This window comes from Marivivens niveibacter, assembly GCF_002150005.2.
Taxonomy (GTDB): domain Bacteria; phylum Pseudomonadota; class Alphaproteobacteria; order Rhodobacterales; family Rhodobacteraceae; genus Marivivens; species Marivivens niveibacter.
Genome location: NZ_MSPP01000001.1, coordinates 1,082,077 through 1,103,737, shown reverse-complemented (window position 1 = coordinate 1,103,737; position 21,661 = coordinate 1,082,077). Strand labels below are relative to the sequence as shown.

Here is a 21,661-nt window from a genome sequence, read left to right as displayed (position 1 = left end):
TTAGGCCTTTGGCCGCAGCGCGAGCCAGATCAGCGATCCGCCTGCCAGCGCAAGGAACGGCACCATCGCCATGTTGACGGCTGTCCAGCCGTCGATGGGTGATCCGCCCGAACAGTTCATCAACCCGCCCGACGCCAGCGATGCAACGGTTACGCCGCCAAAAACGATCAGATCATTCAGGCCTTGCACAACTCCGCGTTCATCCGCCGAATGGGATTTCGACAGCATGGCCGTCGCGCCGATAAAGCCAAAGTTCCAGCCGATCCCCAGTAAAATCAGACCTGCGTAGAAACTAAATAGCGTTGGGGCGGTTGCTTCGTCTGCGATATGAACGCCAGCCAATGCAGCTATGCCTGCAAAGGCAAGGACAACGAGACCCAGCGCCATAATGCGTGTGACGCCAAATCGTGCGATTAAATGGCCGGTAAAGAACGATGGGATAAACATCGCCAATACGTGCGCGGTGACAATATCGTTTGAATTATCAGTGCCATATCCGCAGCCGACCACCGCCAGTGGCGTTGACGTCATGACAAGGTTCATTAACGCATAGGACACCATACCAACGATAATTGCGACCAGAATGGGCGGGTCTGTCAGCATTGCTTTGCGGCTGCGCAGAACAGGTTTGGTAGCGGTTGGTTGACCGCGGGTTCCTGCGGGCAAGTCCAGGAACATAAACAAAAACAGACCAAAGAAATTGATCGCGACAATCGTTAGGTAGCTGCCCAAAAATGGAATAACAGGATTGATGTCGCCGACGACTTTGTTCAGCTGCGGCCCGACGATCGCAGAAATCAGACCGCCCGCCATGACATAGGAAATCGCTTTTGGTTTATACCCATCAGACGCGGTATCCGTAGCAGCAAATCGGTAGAAACCTTGGGCCGACATGTAGATGCCGGTGATATACGAGCCTGCCAGAAATAGCAGGAAATTCCCAAAATACAGGCCGATTGCCGCGACCATTGCGCCAACCATCCCTGAAAACGCGCCCATCATGAACCCGAATTTCCGGCCATTCCGCTGCATCAGGGGTGAAAGCCATGGCGCGGTTGTCATTGATCCGAACACGATCATGGAAATCGGCAAGGTTGCCCAACATGGATCGGGCGACAGCATTTGCCCAGCCAGTCCGCCAATCGCAAAAATCATTGGCATTTGCGCGCCCAAAATGGCCTGCGCTATGACCAATACCACGACATTTCTGCGGGCGCGTGAATCGTCAACTATTTCAATCGTCATGAATATGTGTCCTGAATGGGTAACGACTTTGTTGTTGGTTTGAACCACTTGGTCAATCCGTTTGATTGGATAAATTAGGAAAACGACATGATTGGTCGCATCATCGAAACCGACGCGTGTATCGCCGAAGGCATTGATTGGCTTTCGGTCAATGTGCCGGAATTCGCAGTTGCCGCGAATGCCTGTGGACCAATCCCGCTGCGTCGTACAGAGGACGGTTTTGACCGGCTTTTGTCGGCAATTGTCAGTCAGCAGGTCAGTGTCGCATCTGCCAATGCGATTTGGGCTCGGGTCGAACAGGCAGGTATGACGCGCCCGCATGCTATTCGCGCCTCTACGGTCGATGAATTGCGTGCGATCGGTCTAAGCCGTCAAAAAGCGACCTATGCGAAGGCTTTGGCAGATGCCGATATTGATTTTATCGCTTTGCGAACAGCACCAACTGACGACGTCGTAAAAACACTGACCGCTGTTAAAGGGATCGGTGTTTGGACAGCCGAAATTTACGCGATGTTTGCATTGGGGCGCGCGGATGTATTCGCCCCAGGTGATCTGGCGCTACAGGAATCCGCGAAAATCCTGTTTCAAATGGAAAATAGGCCGACCGAAAAACAACTGCGGCTGATGGCAAACGACTGGTCGCCATGGCGCGCTGTTGCAGCGCGACTGCTGTGGGCCTACTACAAGGTGGCAAAAGATAGGGAAGGTATCAGATGACACGCGCATTACAGGCTGGCCGCCGCGAACCCGTATCCGGAGAGATGCGTTCGGCTGTGATTTTTCTACATGGCTACGGCGCCAATGGGGCGGATTTGTTGGGTATAGCGGATGTTCTGGGTGAACATATGCCTGACACCCTGTTTATCGCACCTGATGCGCCCGAAAACTGCGCGGGGTCCCCAATGGGATACCAGTGGTTCCCGATCCCATGGATTGATGGATCGAGCGAGGAAGAATCGCGCGAAGGTCTGTATCGTGCTGCCGATGATCTGAACTCGTTTCTGGACGGCGTAATGGTCGACGAAGACCTGCTGCCCGAACAGGTTATGTTGTTCGGCTTTTCCCAAGGCACGATGATGTCGCTGCACGTGGCGCCGCGCCGCGAAGATCCTGTTGCGGGTATCGTGGCGTTTTCCGGACGTCTGCTGGAACCAGAACTGCTAGAGGACGAAGCCCAATCCAAACCGCCAGTTTTGCTGGTCCATGGTGATGCGGATGATGTGGTGCCTGTGCAATCCTTGCCGCAAGCTGCTGAAACCTTGCAAAACGCAGGTTGGAAAGAGGTTTTCGCCCATATCATGAAAGGTACAGGCCACGGCATCGACAATGACGGTCTGTCTGTCGCGCTGGCATTCATGCGGGAACGGCTGGGTTACTAGGCAAACTGCCTGAAAAACGGTCACTCTACTGTTACAACGCGCCCCTATGTTGTCATGGTATTTCAACGATATTGTGAGGCTTGATTGGTTTGCCGCACGATATATAGTTGTAACTATGCTGGGGCGGGTTGCTCCCGCTCTGGTACCGAAAAGGTAGACAGAGCAGGGGAGTTTTACTGCGATGGACGGCGATTTCAGGACGAATTTTGTACGTGATCCAGCAGGGCTGCGGAAAAATCCCGCGCTGGTGCTGAACGCGGATTATCGTCCGCTGTCATATTATCCGTTGTCCCTATGGCCATGGCAAGAAGCGATAAAAGCAGCGTGGCTGGATCGAGTCGATATTATCGCCACCTACGACGACGTCGTCCGAAGCCCATCGATGGAGCTGAAAATACCGTCGGTTGTCGTACTGAAAGACTATGTAAAACCTCAAAAGCGCGTGGCCTTCACGCGCTTTAATGTTTTTTTACGGGACGAATTTCAGTGCCAGTATTGCGGTGGCAAGGGTGATTTGACGTTCGACCATGTTTTGCCCCGCGCACATGGGGGCATCACGTCGTGGGAAAATATTGTTGCGGCCTGTAGCCCATGTAACCTGCGAAAAGGTTCAAAGCTGCTGAAACAGTCAGGATTGTCGCTGTCTAAACCGCCACGGCGGCCAACAGCCGAGGAATTACGCAATTATGGGCGTAAATTCCGACCTAATCACTTGCACCATACGTGGTTAGACTATCTGTATTGGGATGCAGAGCTAGAAGCATAAGGCTATTCGCGTCTCATTTTGTTTCACTCGCGCTAGACTTCCCGTTGGGGAAGGTGTAACAGGTTCGCGCGTTAGCGCTAACGAACATTAGGCAGTAGGCGGAGACAAAAATGGTATCTCGCGTAATTCCGGTCGACCCATTCGATTTGGTGATTTTTGGTGGCACGGGCGATCTGGCTCGTCGTAAAATCCTACCGGGTCTTTTCCGCCGGTATCTGTCGGGTCAAATGACCCCGGAATCGCGCATCATCGGTGCGGCTCGTTCCGAAATGGATGATGCGGGTTTCCGCGAAATGGTCGCAGATGCGATCGAAGAATTCGGCGGACCTGAGAAATCCGAAAAAGCCGCGATTGCCGAATTTCTGGACAAGCTGGCTTACGTTGCCATCGACGCCAAAGGTGAAGGTGGGTGGAAAGAACTGGCCGGCCAAATGCGCGACGGCGTTGTTCGCGCGTTCTATTTTTCGGTCGCACCATCGCTGTTTGGTGATCTGGCCGAACGTCTGCACGCCCATGAAATCGCAAATAGCGAAAGCCGCATCGTCGTCGAAAAACCGTTCGGTCGCGATTTGGAAACGGCCAAAGCCTTGAACGCGACGCTGGCGGGATATTTCGACGAAACTCAGATTTACCGCATCGACCACTATCTGGGCAAAGAAACTGTTCAGAATCTGATGGCCGTGCGTTTTGGTAACGTGCTGTTCGAACCGCTGTGGAACAACCACTACGTTGATCACATCCAAATCACCGTTGCCGAAACTGTCGGCGTTGGTGGCCGTGGTGCCTATTACGATAAATCGGGCGCGATGCGCGACATGGTGCAAAACCACCTGATGCAGCTGCTGTGCCTGATCGCGATGGAGCCGCCCAGCAAATTCGAAGCGGACGAGGTTCGCAACGAAAAGCTCAAGGTGATCCGTGCGCTGCAACCTGTGGATTCGCATCACATTGTGCGCGGACAGTATGACGCCGATGGCGACAGCCCGTCCTATCGTGATGACGCGGAAAATCCACGGTCGTTCACCGAAAGCTTTGTCGCGATGCGCTGCCACATCAACAACTGGCGTTGGGCTGGCGTGCCGTTCTACCTGCGCACTGGCAAAAAGATGAAAGCCCGCGCATCTGAAATCGCTGTGGTGTTCAAAGATCTGGGCCATTCGATTTTCGAAGGCGACGAGGCGCGCCACCGCAACATTCTGGCGATCCGCCTACAGCCGAACGAAGGTATCGATCTTCAGGTGACGATCAAGGAACCTGGCCCAGGCGGTATGCGCCTGATCGACGTGCCGCTGGACATGACATTTTCCGAAGCGTTGGGCGAAGAGGCTGACGATGTCACTGATGCCTATGAACGCCTGATCATGGACGTGATCCGTGGCAACCAGACTCTGTTTATGCGCGGCGACGAAGTCGAAGCTGCGTGGGAATGGACCGATCCAATCATCGAGGGCTGGAACAAACGCAATGATGTTCCAAAATGGTACGATCAGGGGTCCTCTGGCCCTGATGATGCGTTGATGTTGATGCACCGCGATGGACGTCGTTGGCGCGATATCAAAGGCTAAGGAAAGACAATGGAACTAATCGAATACGCTGACGCCGAAATGATGATGATCGACCTTGCGAATGTGATCGCAGGGGAATTGCGCGAAAGCCTACAGTCGGATGAATTTGCAACCTTGGCCGTTCCGGGTGGCACAACACCTGGTCCGATTTTTGACCAACTTTGCGCAGTCGATCTGGATTGGGCCCGCGTTAACGTCATGCTGACCGATGAACGCTGGGTGCCAGAGGATTCCGATCGTTCCAACACCCGACTGTTGAAACAGCGTTTGCTAGTTGATCGCGCGGCGGCGGCGAATTACCTGCCGCTATACGCCGACGGCGGCACCGCCGAAGAAAAATTGCCCGAACTGTCGGCGAATATCGCGCCCAAACTGCCGATTTCCGTCTGCCTGCTGGGCATGGGCGCTGATATGCACACGGCATCCATTTTCCCTGGCGCTGATCGTTTGAATGATGCGCTTCACGGTACGGACATTTTGTATCCGATGCGCGCACCTGGCGCACCAGAGCCGCGTATCACACTGTCTGCGCATGTGCTGCGTCATGCGATCCGCCGTCACATTGTAATCAAAGGCGCGGATAAACGCGAAGCTCTGGAAAAAGCGCGTCACCTGTCCGCAGACGAAGCACCCGTTGCGTCAATTTTGTCTGGCGCAACTGTCCATTGGGCCGAAAGCTAATGACCAAATTTGACGACCTTAAATCCCACTACGACACCATCAAATCTCGTCGTATCGAAGACATGCTGGACCTGCGCCGCGCCGATGATTTTTCGGCACAAGCGGGTGAGCTGTTGTTTGATTATTCGAAAACCAACATCGACTCTGATGCGCGCGACATGCTGATCGGTCTTTTGGACCAGTCCAAAGTAGCCGAACGCCGCGATGCGATGTTCTCGGGCGATAAAATCAACGAAACCGAAGGCCGCGCGGTGTTGCACACGGCGCTGCGTAATTTGGATGGTGGTTCGGTTGATGTAGATGGAACAGACGTCATCCCAGAGGTCCGGCAAACGCTGGACCGCATGGCCGATTTCGCGAATGCGATCCGTTCGGGCGAATTCACAGGGCAGGGTGGTAAAATCACCGATGTGATCAACATCGGCATTGGCGGCTCTGACCTTGGACCTGCGATGGCGTATTTGGCGCTGGCGCCTTACGTCGATGGGCCGCGCTGTCATTTCGTTTCAAACGTTGATCCTGCTGATATTTCGCAGGTTTTGCGTCAGTGCGATCCTGAAACGACGCTGGTGATTGTCGCCTCGAAAACCTTCACGACGATCGAGACAATGACCAACGCTCGCACCGCCAAAGCGTGGATGAGCGAAGCGGTGACCGAACCCGCAGGTCAGTTTGCTGCGCTTTCCACGGCAATGGATAAAACGGCGGCCTTCGGTATTCCTGCCGCTCGCGTTTTCGGGTTCGAAGACTGGGTTGGTGGCCGTTATTCGATGTGGGGCCCGATTGGCTTGTCGTTGATGATCGCAATTGGCCCAGATGCATTCCGCGCGTTTTTGCGTGGTGGTCAGGCGATGGATACCCATTTCCGTTCCGCGAAATGGGAAGAAAACTTGCCCGCGCTGCTGGCTCTGGTCGGTATCTGGCACAATCAGGTGTGCGGTCATGCGACTCGTGCCGTACTGCCGTATGACAACAATTTGGCGCGTTTGCCTGCCTACCTTCAGCAGTTGGAAATGGAAAGCAACGGCAAAGGCGTCAGCATGGACGGCACTGACCTGCCGTTTGACAGCGGCCCAGTTGTTTGGGGCGAACCTGGCACAAATGGCCAGCACGCGTTCTATCAGTTGATCCACCAAGGTACGCGCGTGATCCCATGCGAATTTTTGGTCGCTGCCGAAGGCCATGACCCTGAATTGCATCACCAACACCAGCTATTGGTCGCCAACTGTCTGGCCCAATCCGAAGCCTTGATGAAAGGCCGTTCGCTGGATGAAGCCCGCGCAATCATTGCCGGTAAATTCGAAGGCGACGAACTGGAACGTCAGGCGGCCCACCGCGTGTTCAAAGGCAACCGCCCGTCGGTCACCATCGCCTATCCTAAATTGGACCCGTTCATGCTGGGCCAAATTGTTGCGCTGTATGAACACCGTGTGTTCGTTGAAGGCGTCGTTTTGGGCATCAACTCCTATGACCAATGGGGCGTTGAATTGGGCAAAGAATTGGCGACAGCTTTGCAGCCTATCGTCGAAGGTAGCCAAGGCGCTGAGGATAAAGACGGATCGACGGCCAAGTTGGTCAAGTTCCTGAAAACCCGCGGGCTTTGATATAAAAATGGCCGCCGCAGATAATCTGCGACGGCCACGTCGTTCCCCGTGAGTGGCGATTATTTTGGCAGCAGGACCCCGTCGATTACGTGGATGACGCCGTTAGACTGGTTCACGTCAGCAATGGTGACCAACGCTGCGTTACCCGATTCATCGTAGATGTATACGTTACCCGATGGGGATAGTTGCGCGGATAATGCGTCGCCCGATACCGCGTTAAAGTGGTAGAAACCGTCGCTCGATGCGCGAACTGCCGATACGATATCAGCTGCGGACCAGTCACCTGCAACAACGTGCGCGGTCAGGATTTTGGTCAGCATATCTTTGTTTTCTGGCTGCAGCAGAGTTTCAACTGTGCCAGCTGGTAGCGCGTCAAAGGCTGCGTTCACTGGAGCAAATACAGTGAATGGGCCTTCGGACTGCAGGGTCTCAACCAGACCTGCTGCTTGTACCGCCGCAACCAAGGTTGTGTGATCAGCCGAGTTCACCGCGTTTTCAACGATGTTCTTGTCAGCGAACATTGGTGCGCCACCGACCATTGGGTTGTCGGTCATTGCGTGGGATTCAGCGAATGCTGCGCCAGTACCCAGTGCCAGTGCGATGATCGATGCTGCGAATGTCTTTTTCATGGAACTCTCTCCGTTTGGTTATGCAAGGGTATACGGAGGGTTGCGGGAATTGGATGCAGTTGGTGCGGTCACGCGTGCGTGTTATTTCTGAAATATAACAATCAGTTAATCTGGAAATTTATAGTGATCCAAATGGTGGGGTGCGACGTAGCGCCACGGCTGGAATGATTGGGTACCAGAGCGAAACCCGTAACCGTCGCTACGGGGATGTATGATGCTGGTCGAATGAATGCGCGATTGGCGACGCAGGGGTGTGCCTGCGTCGCCTGATGGGGCTAGCCGCGACGGCGACGACGACCGCCTGTTTGTCCTTGTGTATTAAAGGACGCGTCGGGCAGCGTGACGACTTGTGTCAAATGTGGAAAACCGTCCGTCGCATGTGGGATCGCGTTGGCATTGACGAAATGCTCTTGGAATTTTGGTTCGATCGCCGTTTCGACTTTGGTGATCTGGCGCACCGTGGTTTCGATCTGCTTGCGCGCTGTTTTCGAACACAGTGCGATGCGTGCGCCCGTTCCGGCCGCGTTGCCCGCGCTGGTGACTTTGTCCAATGGCGCATCAGGGATCATGCCCAATATCAGCGCGTGCTTCACGCTGATATGCGCGCCAAAGGCACCAGCCAGTACGATACGGTCTACTGTTTCTACGCCTTTTTCATCCATTAATAGTCGTGCGCCCGCGTACAGTGCGGATTTCGCCAGCTGGATCGCGCGAATGTCGCCTTGGGTCACGGTGATGCGCGGGCCGCCGTTTGCAGTGTCATCGTGGATGACGTAGACGTTGGTGCGGCCTTCAGCCTCGCACCGTGGGGTGCCGGTTTGTTCGGCGTTGCCGATCAGGCCAGTTGGGTCCAGTAGGCCAGCGGTGCGCATTTCTGCGACGGCTTCGATAATGCCGGATCCGCAGATGCCCGTGACGCCTGTTTGTGCGGTCAGCGATGCAAAGTCAGGATGATCCGACCATTCGTCACAGCCAATGACGCGGAAGCGGGGTTCTTTGGTGACAGGATCGATTTCAATCCGTTCGATGGCACCGGGCGCGGCGCGTTGGCCGCTGCTGATCTGTGCACCTTCGAACGCGGGGCCGGTTGGGGATGAACAGGCCAGAACACCTGTTTTATCACCCAGCAGGATTTCCGCATTGGTGCCCACGTCAACGATCAAAACCAAATCATCGGACTGGTCTGGTTGTTCGGACAGCGCAACCGCTGCGCAATCCGCGCCAACGTGACCCGCGATGCACGGTAGGATGTAAACCCGCGCGGAGTCATTCATGCCTGTCAGGTTTAGGTCGGTCGCACCCAGCGATAGGCTGTCGCCAGTTGCCAATGCGAAGGGCGCTTGGCCCAGTTCGACCGGATCGATACCCAACAACAGGTGGTGCATCACTGGGTTACAGACGAACACCGTTTCCATGATGCGGTCGGTTGGGATGTCGGCCTCGGTTGCGATTTCGCGGGCCAGATCGCTGATCGCGTCGCGCACGGCAATGGTCATTTCCTGATCGCCGCCTTTGTTCATCATGGCATAGGAAACGCGGCTCATCAGGTCTTCGCCGAAACGGATTTGCGGGTTCATCAGACCGGATGACGCAATGACTTCGCCCGTTTTTAAATCGCACAGGTGCGCGGCGACAGTCGTCGATCCCAGATCAATCGCCAGACCATAGATGGGCCGTTCATCAAAACCGGGGGCGATGTCCAGAATGCGGGCAGGGGCGCCCGTGTGGTCTTGATACAGGGTCACGGTTACGCCCCATTCGCCTTTGCGCAATGCGGGTTGCAGTTTACGTAGGATCGGCAGGTCGACCATGACGCGGTCCATACCCAATTCGTTGCGCAGAGCGTCCTGTAGCCGTTCGAAATCGCCCGATGGGTCGTGCATGTCAGGTTCAGCCACTTTGACATAGTGAACGGACGTTGCTGGATCCATGACGATATCACGTTGGGCCGCGCTTTTGCGGATGACCTGACGGTGGACCTGACTTTCGGCAGGCACGTCGATCACAACATCGGATTGGATCGTTGCCTGACATCCCAAACGGCGACCAGGTTTCAGCCCGCGTTTTTCGTCGTAGCGGTCCTCCACCGCGTTTTTCGGACTGATCGCATCATCGGCAACGGTAACGCCGTGTTTGGCAAATTCACCATAGGACGGAGTGATTTGGCATTTCGAACAGATGCCGCGTCCGCCGCACACGGAATCCAGATCAACGCCCAGTTTGCGTGCAGCCGTCAAGACAGGGGTCCCGACTGGGAAATGCCCGCGTTTACCAGAAGGGGTAAAGATCACTAATGGATCAGTCGTCATGGGGTATTCTCGCGCTTTTTGGATCAGTTTATAGAACGCCGCGTTCGGCGTCATTGGTTGATGAGCGTCATGTTAGTGTTCGGATACGTCATTGCAGCGCCTGATCACACGGCTTTGTTGGATTTTTTTGTTCTTAGGGCTTTCCCATTGGGGATATCCATGTAATAGCGAAGCGCCAAACGAAGCCATTCCATGGAGCGCATTATGGAGATTCGCGAGGCCCTCACCTTTGACGACGTACTACTGGTCCCTGCGGCCTCTTCGGTTCTGCCGTCGACTGCCGACACCCGTACGCATGTGACCCGTGGGATCAAGATGAACATCCCTCTGCTGTCGTCCGCGATGGACACGGTGACGGAATCGCGCATGGCGATCGCAATGGCCCAAGCCGGCGGTATCGGCGTGATCCACAAAAACCTGAGCGTCGAAGAACAAGCACGCGAAGTGCGCCGCGTGAAGCGTTTTGAATCGGGTATCGTTTACAACCCTGTGACCCTGCGCGTTGATCAGACACTGACAGATGCGAAAGCGCTGGTTGAACGTTACAATTTCACAGGTTTCCCTGTTGTTGATGAAAACGGTCTGGTTGTTGGTATTCTGACCAACCGTGACATGCGTTTCGCGAACAGCGACGACATGCCAGTGCGCGAAATGATGACCTCGAACGATCTGGCAATGCTGGCCGAACCTGCCGATCTGGAAGAAGCCAAAAGCCTGATGCGCGCCCGCCGTATTGAAAAACTGCTGGTCCATGATGGCAAAGGCAAACTTACAGGCCTTCTGACCCTGAAGGACACCGAAAAGGCCGTGCTGAACCCAACCGCCTGTAAGGACGATTTGGGTCGTCTACGCGTAGCTGCGGCAACATCCGTGGGCGAGGCTGGTTATGAACGGTCGCTGCAACTGATCGACGCGGGCGTGGACATCATCGTTGTTGATACCGCACACGGCCATTCGCAGGGCGTTCTGGATGCGGTGAAACGCATCAAAGCAGAAAGCGACGTCCAAATCATCGCAGGTAACGTTGCAACTGGCGACGCGACCAAAGCGTTGATCGACGCAGGCGCAGACGCTGTAAAGGTTGGCATTGGCCCAGGTTCCATCTGCACCACACGTATGGTGGCGGGCGTTGGTGTGCCTCAGCTGACCGCGATCAACGACTGTGCGACCGCTGCGGGTGATACCCCAGTGATCGCTGACGGCGGCATCAAATTCTCGGGCGATTTTGCCAAGGCGATCGCCGCTGGCGCGTCCTGCGCGATGGTAGGCTCGATGATCGCAGGCACCGATGAATCCCCGGGCGAGGTTATCCTGTACCAAGGCCGTTCGTTCAAATCCTACCGCGGTATGGGCAGCCTTGGCGCGATGGCGCGTGGTTCGGCTGATCGTTATTTCCAGAAAGACGCGGCAAACGACAAACTGGTGCCCGAAGGTATCGAAGGTCAGGTGCCGTACAAAGGCCCAGTAGCGACCGTTCTGCACCAAATGGTCGGCGGTCTACGCGCTGCGATGGGATACACCGGCAATGCAACCGTGGCTGAGATGAACAAGGGTTGTTCTTTTGTTAAAATCACGGGTGCTGGTCTGAAGGAAAGCCATGTGCACGACGTTCAGATCACTCGTGAATCGCCAAACTATCGGATTGGCTAAGTGACTCCAGCTGCGCGGGTTGCGGCGGCGATTGCCGTTCTTGACCAGATCCAAAACGGACAACCAGCCGAGGCTGCGCTACTTGCGTGGTCTCGGTCGTCGCGTTTTGCAGGGTCCAAAGACCGCGCCGCTGTGCGTGACCACGTGTTTGATGTGTTGCGCACCATGCGCAGCTCTGCCGCTGTTGGCGGCGGTGATACAGGCCGAGCGTTGATGATTGGCTATCTGCGCAATGAGGGTGCTGATCTGACGGCTGTTTTCACAGGCGAAGGCCACGCGCCCGCGCCGTTAACAGACGAAGAGGCCGCCCATACCGCCGATATGTTGGAACAAGAACGCTGTGATTGGCCTGATTGGCTGTGGCAGCCTTTGGTCGATGTCTACGGCGATGACGCTGCCAGCGTGGCCATGGCCCAGCGGGAACGCGCCAATGTGTTTATCCGCACCAACTCGCAGCGAATTAGCCGTGATCGTTTAATCTGTGATCTGCGTGATTTTGAAATCGGTGCAGAACCTGTTGATGGTTCCGCGACGGCTCTGCGCATTCTGACCAACCCGCGCCGTTTACAACAATCGCCCGCATGGGAAGATGGCCTGTTTGATATGCAGGACGCCTCCAGCCAGATCGCGATCGAACGCCTGCCGATTATCGAAGGCGCAAAGGTTCTGGATTACTGCGCCGGTGGCGGTGGTAAATCATTAGGTATGGCGGACCGCGGCGCTTCCGTCACTGCGCATGATGGCGACCCTGCGCGGATGAAAGACATTGCGCCACGTGCGAAACGGGCAGGGGTACGGATTGCCGTTTCCCCGCAAGTTCCCAAAGGTGCATCTTTCGACGGCGTTCTGTGTGACGCACCGTGCAGTGGCAGTGGCACGTGGCGCCGAACGCCTGATGCAAAATGGAAATTCACGCCTGCACGGTTAGCCGCACTGAATGAAATCCAGCTATCCATACTGAATACAGCGCAGAAATATGTAACTGCCGACGGTTGGCTGGCCTATGCGACGTGTTCAGTGATTGAGGCCGAAAATCGCGGGGTCGTTGATCAGTTTGTATCACAAAACGCAAATTGGACGGTGGTTGATGAATTGCGCCTTCGCCCAACGGCGGATGGCGACGGATTTTATCAGGCGATTTTGCAACGCACTTAACCCAAGGTTGAGTGTGTGAAATTTTCTCATATAGTTGGTTAACGTTTTAACTTTCCGTTAACCCTTGCTTGGCAAACAGGTCTCTAACGCTGGGAGTCCTATTAGGCCGTGAGAAATATTTTTTCGATGAATACAACGCGCAGCATCGCCCTAATCGGAATGATTGCACTGATCGTTAGCCTTTATGCGGTGTTTCAATTTTCGGGAACAGATGACGCTATCTACGTTGCATCGTTGTTCGCTGGTATTTTCGTAACCCTTACCGCATGGCTTACGGTACGCCACTACGGTCGCACCCAAGTGATCAAGGCTGCACGTGATATTGTGCAATCAGAAAAGGGCCCGGCTTTTTTAATCAATGACCGTGGTGAACTGTTATCAGCCTCTGCTGGGCAGTCGCATGAAACGTTGTTACGACGTTATTTTGCAATGCCAGATGCTAAGATTTTACAGGTTCAACAGTTGGCCGAAGCAAAGCCATATTCCGAAACCATACATGGCCGTGACCAGCAATTAACGGTGTTCGTCGTGAAGTTCGCGGCAGGTTTGTATTTGTGGCGCTGCACCGAAGTTGAAAATGAAACAACGGCGAAACCTCATCAAATGTCGTTGCCCGCGTTAACCGCAGGACCCAGTGGCACGATTTTATTTATGAATGACCCGATGCGTGCGATCGTGGGTCAACGGGTTCGGTCGTTGGATAAACTGTTTGGTACATCCCATTTGATTTCGGGTCGTAGCTATTCGGTGAATACCGACAACGGTCCCTTGCGCAGCGTAATTGCCGCAACAAACATTGCAGGCGGCCGGCAGGAGGTTTTTCTTTTGCCCGGTGTGTCCAATGCACTGCCGCCCGTGGCTGATTGGCACGCCATTGAAGATTTGCCTGTGCCATTAATGAAAATTGCCAAAACGGGTGAAATTATCGCCGCAAATCGCGAAAGCTGTGCGTTGTTAGGCGTTGAAATTAATGATCATTCTAGACTTTCCGATGTGCTAGAGGGCTTGGGCCGCCCGATGATCGAATGGTTGTCAGATGTTGCCGAAGGCCGCAGTGCGAATTGTCGCGAGTTTTTACGCGGCAAAGGGCATCGTCAGGATTTTTTCGTGCAGGTTTCATTGCACGCAACGGGTACAGGCTCTGATCGGCATTTGATCGCGGTCTTGAATGATATGACAGAGTTCAAATCGCTAGAGGCGCAATTTGTTCAAAGCCAAAAAATGCAAGCAATCGGGCAATTGGCGGGCGGCGTTGCTCATGATTTCAACAATCTTTTGACAGCAATTTCAGGGCATTGCGACCTGTTGTTACTGCGTCATGATCAGGGCGATCAGGATTATGGCGACCTGATTCAGATCCACCAAAATGCAAATCGCGCGGGCAGTTTGGTTGCACAGCTTTTGGCGTTTTCTCGAAAGCAAACCCTTTCGCTAGAGGTTTTGGAGCTGTCAGACGTGTTGTCTGATTTAACCCATCTGATGAACCGCCTTGTTGGCGAGCGCATCAGGCTAGTTTTTTCTGAAGAACCTGATCTGCACAAGATACGTGCCGATAAACGGCAGTTGGAACAGGTGATTATCAACCTTGTTGTGAATGCGCGTGATGCGATGCCAACTGGCGGTGAAATCCGTATCGAAAGTGCAAATATCACTCTCTCTGAAACGATTCACCGCGACCGCGCCGTTCTGCCAGCCGGTGACTACACGATGATTAAAGTCATCGATGAAGGCTTTGGTATTCCGGAGGAAAAATTGGGTAAAATCTTTGAACCCTTTTACACCACCAAACGCGCCGGAGAGGGTACGGGCCTTGGTTTGTCGACAGCATATGGCATCGTGAAACAAACTGGCGGGTTTATCTTTGCTGATAGTGAGTTGGACGAAGGGTCTGTATTTACCCTATATTTCCCGTCCTTTGATCCAATCGAAGACAAGGCAGAAATCGCGCCCCAGATCATTGAAAAGACGCCGCTTTTGTCACGCGAAGGTGTGGTTTTGCTGGTCGAGGATGAGGCGCCAGTGCGGTCTTTTGCATCCCGAGCACTGCGTTTAAAGGGGTTAACCGTTTTAGAGGCTGATTGTGGTGAAACGGCTCTGACTATGTTGGCGGATCCTGATCTGCACATCGATATTTTCGTCACCGATGTCATCATGCCAGGACTGGATGGGCCGACTTGGGTCAAAGAAGCATTGCAAAAGCGCCCCAAGGCGAAAGTCGTATTCGTTTCGGGCTACGCCGAAGATGCATTCGGCGAAAATCGGGCGTTGATCCCGAATTCCGCCTTTTTGCCAAAACCGTTTTCGCTGGGCGATTTAACGGACACCGTATTGGAACAGATGGGGCGCAGCGCTGCTTAGGCGCAATGCGCCTCTAGATGTGCGGCGCAGCCCGTCAAAGCCGCATAATCATCTTCGACGATATGCACGGCAAAATTGGACATAAAGCCAGCAAAGCGGCCTTTGTCACGCATCGCATCGATAAACCCGAATTCGATTAGATAATCACCGAATGCACGCGCTACGCCGCCCGTCAGGTAAACACCGCCAAAGGGCAGGTGGATTAGCGATAGGTTGCCTGTCACAGTTCCAAAAACGCGCGCGAACATTTTGGCGGCTTCGATTGCGCGGGCGTCTGATTTATCGGCGCAGCGCTGCATGATGTCTGCTGCGCTCAGCTCTGTTGGGTCGCCAGCCTCTTCGCTAAGCCAGGCATAGACATGCGACAGGCCGCGGCCCGAAAGAACGTCTTCGACGGCGGGAAAACCATGCGCCGTGGAAACATAATTACATAGGCGCAGTTCGGCTTCGTTCCGAATTGGCAGGTTCGCATGTCCCGCCTCTGATGGTGTGACTAAACGGCCGGCTTCGGTTTCGTAAACGGGCGCACAGTTGAACCCTGTGCCGACGCCGATCATCAGTTTTGCCGCGTGTTCGTTCGCTTCTGGACCTTTTACAACGGTTTTCACCATGTCATCGGAAATATGCCCAATCGCATGGCCCTGAGCTTGCAAGTCATTCAAGATCGCGACCTGTTTTGCGCCTGTCGCGCGTTGAAGCGTGGTTTTATCCATCGCCCAATCCAAGTTCGTCATGGATGCGCGACCATCGCGGACGGGGCCAGCCACAGCTATACATGCCGCATCTGGGTCGGCGCAGCCGATTTCAGTCATGTATTGCCGTAATACAGTTTCCAAACCCGGATAATCTGCGTTGGCGTAACGCTTGATCGTTTCGGTTTGAACGACACGACCATGCGCGATTGCAACACGTGTGTTTGTGCCGCCAATATCGGCAACGATTGAAAGGCGGGGATCGGTTTGGGTCATCTCCAGCTCCGAATGTTAGCGGTCACATTTCTTGTTTCTGGACATAAATGGCTTGTTGGGCCGACTGCAAGAGCAAACTAGGCCTTAACAGGTCCTGTTGACTGTCCGACCATCAATTCAGCCTCGAGCAGCTGATGCTGAGGCTTTCGCAGCGGGTCGGCAATTTGTGCCAGCAGTGTTTCAGCGACCAAGCTGCCAGCTTGACGCACTGATGATCGGGTCGAGGTGAAAATAGGGAGGTCCTTGCCGTTTGGCATGTAGGACAATACGTCATCATGCGTGATGATCGACACGTCGCGCCCCATCTTCATATTCAAATCTTCGATCGCGCGGCGAACACCCAAAGCGCAGATCATCGAGGACACCAAAAACGCTGTCGGAGCATTTTCACCCCTGAGCAAAGTCATCGCCGTTTCGTATCCGTAGTCTTCGGTCATTTCGTTGGAAAACATCAGGGCAGGGTCATAGGCAACGCCGCGTTCTGTCATGGCCTCTATAAACCCTTCGCGGCGCCGATACGCGAAATCCATGTACTCGAGTCCATTGATAAACGCGATACGACGGTGTCCTAAGTCTAATAGGAAATCAGTGGCGCGGTGAAACGCCCTACGGTTGTTAATGTCGACCCAATTGTAGTCGCTGTTTTCGCCACTGGCGCGTCCGTGTACTGCGAAGGGCAATCCGATTTTCCGCAAAAAATCAATACGCGGTTCCGTGGTTAGGGGGCCGTGAACAACCACGCCATCAACAGATCCGCGCGATTGCATTTGGCGATAAGCGGCTTCTTCGCCTTTGTCTTCGACGACTGTTAGCACCATGTCGTAGCCGTGTTTTGAATACACTTCACCAGCGCCAGAGATGAAATCGCCGAAGATCGGGTTTACCATTTCATGTTTCGTAGACACGGGAATGACATGGCCGATTGCCATACTGCGACCCGTCGCCAGCGATCGCGCCTTGGTATTTGGGCGGTAATTGTGTTTTTCCGCAGCTTTTTGAACCTTGATCCGCGTTTCTTCGGAAACTTCGGGATATCCGTTCAGGGCACGGCTGACCGTGGTCTGGCTAAGCCCTAAGATTGTGGACAGTTCTTTGAGGTTCATGGCTTTTCCCAAAGCGATTTGAAAGTTCGCACCAATGTATACTTTGCATTCCATGGGGTCAAACAAATGTGTCTGTATGCTAAAGTGACTTTATTTACACCTATACTTTACTCACAGCGTTTTGAGACTAGTTGACACAAAGTAATGAATCAGTAATGTTTAGTCATCCAAAGCGCTTTGAATTAACTTTGAGGCGCTGGATCAAACGATGCGCAGTTGCGCTCACGGGAGGATACACATGAAAATGAAATATTACGCAGGCGCAGCAGCGTTGGCGCTGATTGCTGGTTCCGCAAACGCAGCGGGCCACCTGATTTTCGCAGACGGCGAAGGCGACTTTAACTGGGACTCGCTGGCAGCCTTTGCAGAAGCTCATGACTATTCGGGTCAGTCGGTTACCATCTCGGGCCCATGGATGTCGCCAGAGGCAGACTACTTTAACAACATGATCGCTTACTTCGAAGAAGCGACCGGCGCCGACGTGTCCTATGTTGGTTCGGATAGCTTTGAGCAGCAGATCGTCATCGACGTCGAAGCTGGTTCGGCGCCGAACGTCGCTGTTTTCCCACAGCCAGGTCTGGCAGCAGTATTGGCAAGCCAAGGCGCACTGACGCCACTAGGCGATGATGCGCGTCAGTGGGTGATGGACAACTATGCAGCAGGTCAGTCGTGGATTGATCTGGGCACATATGACAACGCTGGTAACGGCGACGACTTCTTTGGTTTCTTCTTTAACGTGAACGTGAAATCGCTGGTTTGGTACGTTCCAGAAAACTTTGAAGACGCCGGTTACGAAGTTCCAACATCGATGGAAGAGCTGAAAGCGCTGACCGATCAGATCGTTGCAGACGGCGGCACCCCATGGTGCATCGGTCTGGGTTCGGGCGCAGCGACTGGCTGGCCAGCAACTGACTGGGTCGAAGATCTGATGCTGCGCACGCAGCCAGCAGACGTCTACGATGCATGGACCACCAACGATCTGGCCTTCAACTCGCCAGAAGTCATCGGCGCGATGGAAGAGTTCGGCTGGTTTGCAAAGAATGACGCCTATGTTGCAGGCGGCGCAGGCGCGGTTGCGTCGACCGATTTCCGTGACAGCCCGAAAGGCATGTTCGACACCCCACCAGCATGTTACATGCACCGTCAGGCGTCGTTCATCCCTGCGTTCTTCCCAGAAGGCACCGAAGTTGGCGAAGACGCTGATTTCTTCTACTTCCCAAGCTACGCAGACAAAGATCTGGGTAACCCAGTTCTGGGCGGCGGTACATTGCTGGCCGTGACCGACGACTCTGACGCGACCCAAGGTTTCATGGAGTTCCTGCAAACCCCATTCGCACAAGAAGTCATGATGGCGCAGGGCGGTTTCCTAACGCCGCATCTGGGCGTGAACAACGACAACTACGCATCCGATGCTTTGGCATCGCAAGGTGCGATCCTGCAAGGCGCGACAACATTCCGCTTTGACGGTTCCGACCTGATGCCAGGCGCAGTTGGTGCAGGTTCGTTCTGGACTGGTATGGTTGATTTCGTCGGCGGCGCATCGGCCGAAGACGTTGCAACCTCGATCCAAGAATCCTGGGACGCAATCAAGTAATCAGACGAATTAAGTCTGTCGGGTAACCCGTTATTCGGGTTGCCCTTTTTTGATCCAAAATTTGGGGGGATCATCATGAATCCGGCATTACAGGGCCTGATCACAATCCTATTCGGGGTTGGTGGATGTGTGGCTTATTTCTATCTGTCCAACCTGTTTCTGGACAAAGTTCTGTTTCCCGCACGCGGAAAAAACGCTGGCCAAAATATCAACCGTGCCAACATGGTGCGCCCTTGGTTGTTCCTTGCGCCAGCGCTTGTGGCTTTGGGGCTGTATTTGGCCTATCCGGTCGTTGAAACGTTCCGCTTGTCGGTGACAGAGCGTCTGCCTGGTGGCGCGTCTCAGTTCGTTGGCTTTGAAAACTACCGCCGCATGCTGGCAGAGGATAAATTCTGGGAAGCGATGCGTAACAACATGCTGTGGCTGTTGATCGTTCCAGCTGCGGCGACAGCTATGGGGTTGCTGGTCGCTCAGCTGACCGACCGCATCAAATGGGGCAGCTTTGCAAAATCGTTGATCTTTATGCCGATGGCGATTTCCTTTGTCGGTGCTGCGGTTATCTTTAAGTTGATTTATGACGCACGCCCTGCGGGTCAGTCCCAAATCGGTATTCTAAACGCGATGTGGCTGGAATTCGATGGTGGTATCGGGTCGATTATAATTCTGCAGATCATTCCGATCCTGATTTTTGCATTTTTCGCAGTTGTCGTTTTTTATGCTGCTTGGATTACGGCTGGTCCGGTTATTAAGCCTAATCCGCATAGCCAAATAAGCACTGTTTTCAAAGCGTTGCGCATCGTTGCTGCTGCAATCTTTGTATGGCTAGGTGTTTTGGCTGCGCTGAATGTAGTCGACGTTGCGACGGCGCAGTTCGACTATGGCCAACCGCAGACTTGGTTGACCATTCCGTTCTGGAACAACTTCTTCCTCATGGTGGTTCTGATCTGGATCCAGACTGGATTCGCGATGGTGATCCTGTCGGCCGCCCTGCGCGGCATCCCCGAAGAAACGGTCGAAGCCGCAGTTGTAGACGGCGCGAACCCGTTCCAGATTTTCTTTAAGATCAAGATCCCTCAGATCATGGGAACAATCGTTGTGGTTTGGACCACGATCACGATCGTCGTTTTGAAAATCTTTGACATCGTTTTCGCCATGACAAACGGCCAGTGGGAAACCCAAGTTTTGGCCAATTACATGTACGACAAACTGTTCCGCTCTAACGACTGGGGCGTCGGGTCAGCCTCGGCCATGGTCATCATGCTGCTGGTCACGCCCATTCTGGTCTGGAACGTTTATAACGCCCGCAAGGAGATGCGCTAATGTCCAATATCGCTGGCACAAAATCTTCGCTCAATTGGGCGGTGCAAATCTCTGTTGTTTTGTTGGTGGTTCTTTGGATTTTCCCAACTGTTGGTCTGTTTGTGTCGTCGTTCCGCACGGCTGACCAGATTTCCAGCACAGGCTGGTGGAAGGCTTTGTTCCCGACCGAGCAGTCTGAAACCCTGCGCGCAGCTGACCCCGATGATTTCGCAGTTCAGTTGGACGATGGCACGTGGGCCGTCACCGGCAACCTCTACGAAGAAGGTGCGCAGGCATCCATTTCGAGTTGGGGTACATCGTCGCGTGATATTTCGGCCTATGTTCCGGGTGATATCGCTGATCTTGGTGACGGTGAAACGATCACTATGAACGAGACTGGCGATTACGTTTGGACGAGCGTCGAGCAACCATCTGGGCGTGGTCAGCGCGTATTCGTGACAGCGACCAACCCACCAGAGTTTACGCTGGAAAACTATGACACGGTTCTGGGTGAAGGCGTCATTCAGTCCATTCTGATTTATGCCGCCGCTGCTGCGGTTGTAGCAGTAGTTGTTGGGTTTGCGACCAAATCTGTTGGGCTGTCAAACTTTAAAATGGCGGCGTATCTATCTGGTATTGTGGTGTTTTTGGTACTGTCGTTAGTTTACGGTCTTGGCACAGGTCAGGGCGGCGGTCAGGCGAGCGATAACATGGCCAAAGCGTTCTTTAACACGCTGACTGTGACGATCCCTGCGACGATCATTCCGATTACTGTCGCGGCCTTTGCGGCCTACGCGCTGGCGTGGATGGATTTCCCGGGCCGCGCGCTGCTAATTGCAGCCATCGTTGGTTTACTGGTTGTGCCACTACAATTGGCGCTTATCCCGCTGCTGCGTTTGCACCTGCAGATCGGTATCGGCAAAGGGTACTTGGGCGTTTGGTTGGCCCACACGGGTTTCGGTATGCCGCTGGCGATATATCTGCTGCGCAACTACATGGCGGGCCTGCCGCGTGACATCATCGAAAACGCCCGCGTCGATGGCGCGACCGAGTACCAGATCTTCACACGTATCATCCTGCCTTTGTCATTCCCTGCGCTGGCATCCTTCGCGATCTTCCAATTCCTATGGACATGGAATGACCTGCTGGTTGCTTTGGTATTCTTGATCGACAGTTCGGGCCAAACCACAGTGATGACCCGCCAAATCGTTGAACTTTTGGGTACGCGCGGCGGTAACTGGGAAATTCTGGCAACAGCGGCGTTTGTGTCGATTTCGGTGCCACTCATCGTCTTTTTCGCAATGCAAAAATACCTTGTCCGCGGTCTGTTGGCCGGGTCGGTGAAATAAGGAAAAC

General features: G+C 54.1%; 17 protein-coding genes. 12 read left to right on the top strand and 5 right to left on the bottom strand.

Going from position 1 to position 21,661, the window contains the following annotated elements; translation table 11 throughout:
• Entirely contained in the window at window positions 1–1,245 is a 1,245-nt protein-coding gene (locus BVC71_RS05365; protein ID WP_086450709.1) for an MFS transporter, read from the bottom strand.
• 87 nt (window positions 1,246–1,332) lie between these two features.
• On the opposite strand from BVC71_RS05365, the gene BVC71_RS05360 reads away from it, so the two are divergent.
• From BVC71_RS05360 to pgi, 6 genes are all read left to right on the top strand, one after another.
• Window positions 1,333–1,962 carry a DNA-3-methyladenine glycosylase family protein gene (locus BVC71_RS05360; RefSeq protein ID WP_086450543.1) on the top strand — a complete coding sequence of 210 codons (630 nt, stop codon included), beginning with the start codon at window positions 1,333–1,335 and terminating at the stop codon, window positions 1,960–1,962.
• A complete protein-coding gene (locus BVC71_RS05355) occupies window positions 1,959–2,624 on the top strand; it encodes an alpha/beta hydrolase (protein ID WP_086450542.1) in 666 nt (221 codons plus the stop codon). Before BVC71_RS05360 ends, BVC71_RS05355 begins: the two co-directional genes overlap by 4 nt.
• A gap of 181 nt (window positions 2,625–2,805) precedes the next feature.
• The gene (locus BVC71_RS05350; RefSeq protein ID WP_086450541.1) at window positions 2,806–3,390 is read left to right on the top strand and encodes an HNH endonuclease; all 585 of its coding nucleotides are present in this window, start codon (window positions 2,806–2,808) and stop codon (window positions 3,388–3,390) included.
• Window positions 3,391–3,500: 110 nt separating this feature from the next.
• On the top strand, window positions 3,501–4,955 hold the full coding sequence (gene zwf, locus BVC71_RS05345) for a glucose-6-phosphate dehydrogenase (RefSeq protein ID WP_086450540.1): 1,455 nt from the start codon (window positions 3,501–3,503) through the stop codon (window positions 4,953–4,955).
• Between the two features lie 9 nt (window positions 4,956–4,964).
• Window positions 4,965–5,636 carry a 6-phosphogluconolactonase gene (pgl, locus tag BVC71_RS05340; RefSeq protein ID WP_086450539.1) on the top strand — a complete coding sequence of 224 codons (672 nt, stop codon included), beginning with the start codon at window positions 4,965–4,967 and terminating at the stop codon, window positions 5,634–5,636.
• A complete protein-coding gene (gene pgi, locus BVC71_RS05335; protein ID WP_086450538.1) occupies window positions 5,636–7,240 on the top strand; it encodes a glucose-6-phosphate isomerase in 1,605 nt (534 codons plus the stop codon). Before pgl ends, pgi begins: the two co-directional genes overlap by 1 nt.
• Before the next feature lie 59 nt (window positions 7,241–7,299).
• Here the strand turns inward: pgi and BVC71_RS05330 are convergent, their stop codons facing one another.
• Window positions 7,300–7,869 (bottom strand): fasciclin domain-containing protein, encoded by a 570-nt coding sequence (locus tag BVC71_RS05330; protein ID WP_086450537.1) that lies wholly within the window; start codon window positions 7,867–7,869, stop codon window positions 7,300–7,302.
• Window positions 7,870–8,144: 275 nt separating this feature from the next.
• Window positions 8,145–10,178 (bottom strand): ASKHA domain-containing protein, encoded by a 2,034-nt coding sequence (locus BVC71_RS05325; RefSeq protein ID WP_086450708.1) that lies wholly within the window; start codon window positions 10,176–10,178, stop codon window positions 8,145–8,147.
• Window positions 10,179–10,382: 204 nt separating this feature from the next.
• Between BVC71_RS05325 and guaB the strand changes: the two genes are divergently transcribed.
• The 3 genes from guaB (at window position 10,383) to BVC71_RS05310 (ending at window position 15,341) form a co-directional block, all read left to right on the top strand.
• Complete coding sequence (guaB, locus tag BVC71_RS05320; RefSeq protein WP_086450707.1) at window positions 10,383–11,828, top strand: IMP dehydrogenase; 1,446 nt, start codon at window positions 10,383–10,385, stop codon at window positions 11,826–11,828.
• Window positions 11,829–12,983, top strand: coding sequence for an RsmB/NOP family class I SAM-dependent RNA methyltransferase (locus tag BVC71_RS05315; RefSeq protein ID WP_086450536.1), 1,155 nt, complete (start codon window positions 11,829–11,831; stop codon window positions 12,981–12,983).
• 126 nt (window positions 12,984–13,109) lie between these two features.
• Window positions 13,110–15,341, top strand: a complete 2,232-nt coding sequence (locus BVC71_RS05310) for an ATP-binding protein (RefSeq protein ID WP_086450535.1) — start codon at window positions 13,110–13,112, stop codon at window positions 15,339–15,341.
• Here the strand turns inward: BVC71_RS05310 and BVC71_RS05305 are convergent.
• Together BVC71_RS05305 and BVC71_RS05300 are read right to left on the bottom strand one after the other, a co-directional pair.
• Window positions 15,338–16,309, bottom strand: coding sequence for a glucokinase (locus tag BVC71_RS05305; RefSeq protein ID WP_086450534.1), 972 nt, complete (start codon window positions 16,307–16,309; stop codon window positions 15,338–15,340). The genes BVC71_RS05310 and BVC71_RS05305 overlap by 4 nt on opposite strands.
• A 77-nt stretch (window positions 16,310–16,386) precedes the next feature.
• Window positions 16,387–17,412: a LacI family DNA-binding transcriptional regulator gene (locus tag BVC71_RS05300; RefSeq protein ID WP_086450706.1), complete on the bottom strand. Its 1,026-nt coding sequence runs from the start codon at window positions 17,410–17,412 to the stop codon at window positions 16,387–16,389.
• 238 nt (window positions 17,413–17,650) lie between these two features.
• Here BVC71_RS05300 and BVC71_RS05295 point away from each other — a divergent pair, with 238 nt between their 5' ends.
• The 3 genes from BVC71_RS05295 to BVC71_RS15540 all read left to right on the top strand — a co-directional run bounded on the left by BVC71_RS05295 (window position 17,651) and on the right by BVC71_RS15540 (window position 21,654).
• The gene (locus tag BVC71_RS05295; RefSeq protein ID WP_086450533.1) at window positions 17,651–19,006 is read left to right on the top strand and encodes an ABC transporter substrate-binding protein; all 1,356 of its coding nucleotides are present in this window, start codon (window positions 17,651–17,653) and stop codon (window positions 19,004–19,006) included.
• Between the two features lie 75 nt (window positions 19,007–19,081).
• A complete protein-coding gene (locus tag BVC71_RS05290; protein WP_086450532.1) occupies window positions 19,082–20,326 on the top strand; it encodes a carbohydrate ABC transporter permease in 1,245 nt (414 codons plus the stop codon).
• The gene (locus BVC71_RS15540) at window positions 20,326–21,654 is read left to right on the top strand and encodes a carbohydrate ABC transporter permease (RefSeq protein WP_240516782.1); all 1,329 of its coding nucleotides are present in this window, start codon (window positions 20,326–20,328) and stop codon (window positions 21,652–21,654) included. Before BVC71_RS05290 ends, BVC71_RS15540 begins: the two co-directional genes overlap by 1 nt.
• Window positions 21,655–21,661 lie beyond the last annotated feature (7 nt).

Excerpts from the sequence above, each read along its gene's own strand:
- BVC71_RS05365 (WP_086450709.1), bottom strand. The coding sequence starts at position 1,245 with ATGACGATTGAAATAGTTGACGATTCACGCGCCCGCAGAAATGTCGTG.
- BVC71_RS05360 (WP_086450543.1), top strand. The coding sequence starts at position 1,333 with ATGATTGGTCGCATCATCGAAACCGACGCGTGTATCGCCGAAGGCATT.
- BVC71_RS05355 (WP_086450542.1), top strand. The coding sequence starts at position 1,959 with ATGACACGCGCATTACAGGCTGGCCGCCGCGAACCCGTATCCGGAGAG.
- BVC71_RS05350 (WP_086450541.1), top strand. The coding sequence starts at position 2,806 with ATGGACGGCGATTTCAGGACGAATTTTGTACGTGATCCAGCAGGGCTG.
- zwf (WP_086450540.1), top strand. The coding sequence starts at position 3,501 with ATGGTATCTCGCGTAATTCCGGTCGACCCATTCGATTTGGTGATTTTT.
- pgl (WP_086450539.1), top strand. The coding sequence starts at position 4,965 with ATGGAACTAATCGAATACGCTGACGCCGAAATGATGATGATCGACCTT.
- pgi (WP_086450538.1), top strand. The coding sequence starts at position 5,636 with ATGACCAAATTTGACGACCTTAAATCCCACTACGACACCATCAAATCT.
- BVC71_RS05330 (WP_086450537.1), bottom strand. The coding sequence starts at position 7,869 with ATGAAAAAGACATTCGCAGCATCGATCATCGCACTGGCACTGGGTACT.
- BVC71_RS05325 (WP_086450708.1), bottom strand. The coding sequence starts at position 10,178 with ATGACGACTGATCCATTAGTGATCTTTACCCCTTCTGGTAAACGCGGG.
- guaB (WP_086450707.1), top strand. The coding sequence starts at position 10,383 with ATGGAGATTCGCGAGGCCCTCACCTTTGACGACGTACTACTGGTCCCT.
- BVC71_RS05310 (WP_086450535.1), top strand. The coding sequence starts at position 13,110 with ATGAATACAACGCGCAGCATCGCCCTAATCGGAATGATTGCACTGATC.
- BVC71_RS05305 (WP_086450534.1), bottom strand. The coding sequence starts at position 16,309 with ATGACCCAAACCGATCCCCGCCTTTCAATCGTTGCCGATATTGGCGGC.
- BVC71_RS05300 (WP_086450706.1), bottom strand. The coding sequence starts at position 17,412 with ATGAACCTCAAAGAACTGTCCACAATCTTAGGGCTTAGCCAGACCACG.
- BVC71_RS05295 (WP_086450533.1), top strand. The coding sequence starts at position 17,651 with ATGAAAATGAAATATTACGCAGGCGCAGCAGCGTTGGCGCTGATTGCT.
- BVC71_RS05290 (WP_086450532.1), top strand. The coding sequence starts at position 19,082 with ATGAATCCGGCATTACAGGGCCTGATCACAATCCTATTCGGGGTTGGT.
- BVC71_RS15540 (WP_240516782.1), top strand. The coding sequence starts at position 20,326 with ATGTCCAATATCGCTGGCACAAAATCTTCGCTCAATTGGGCGGTGCAA.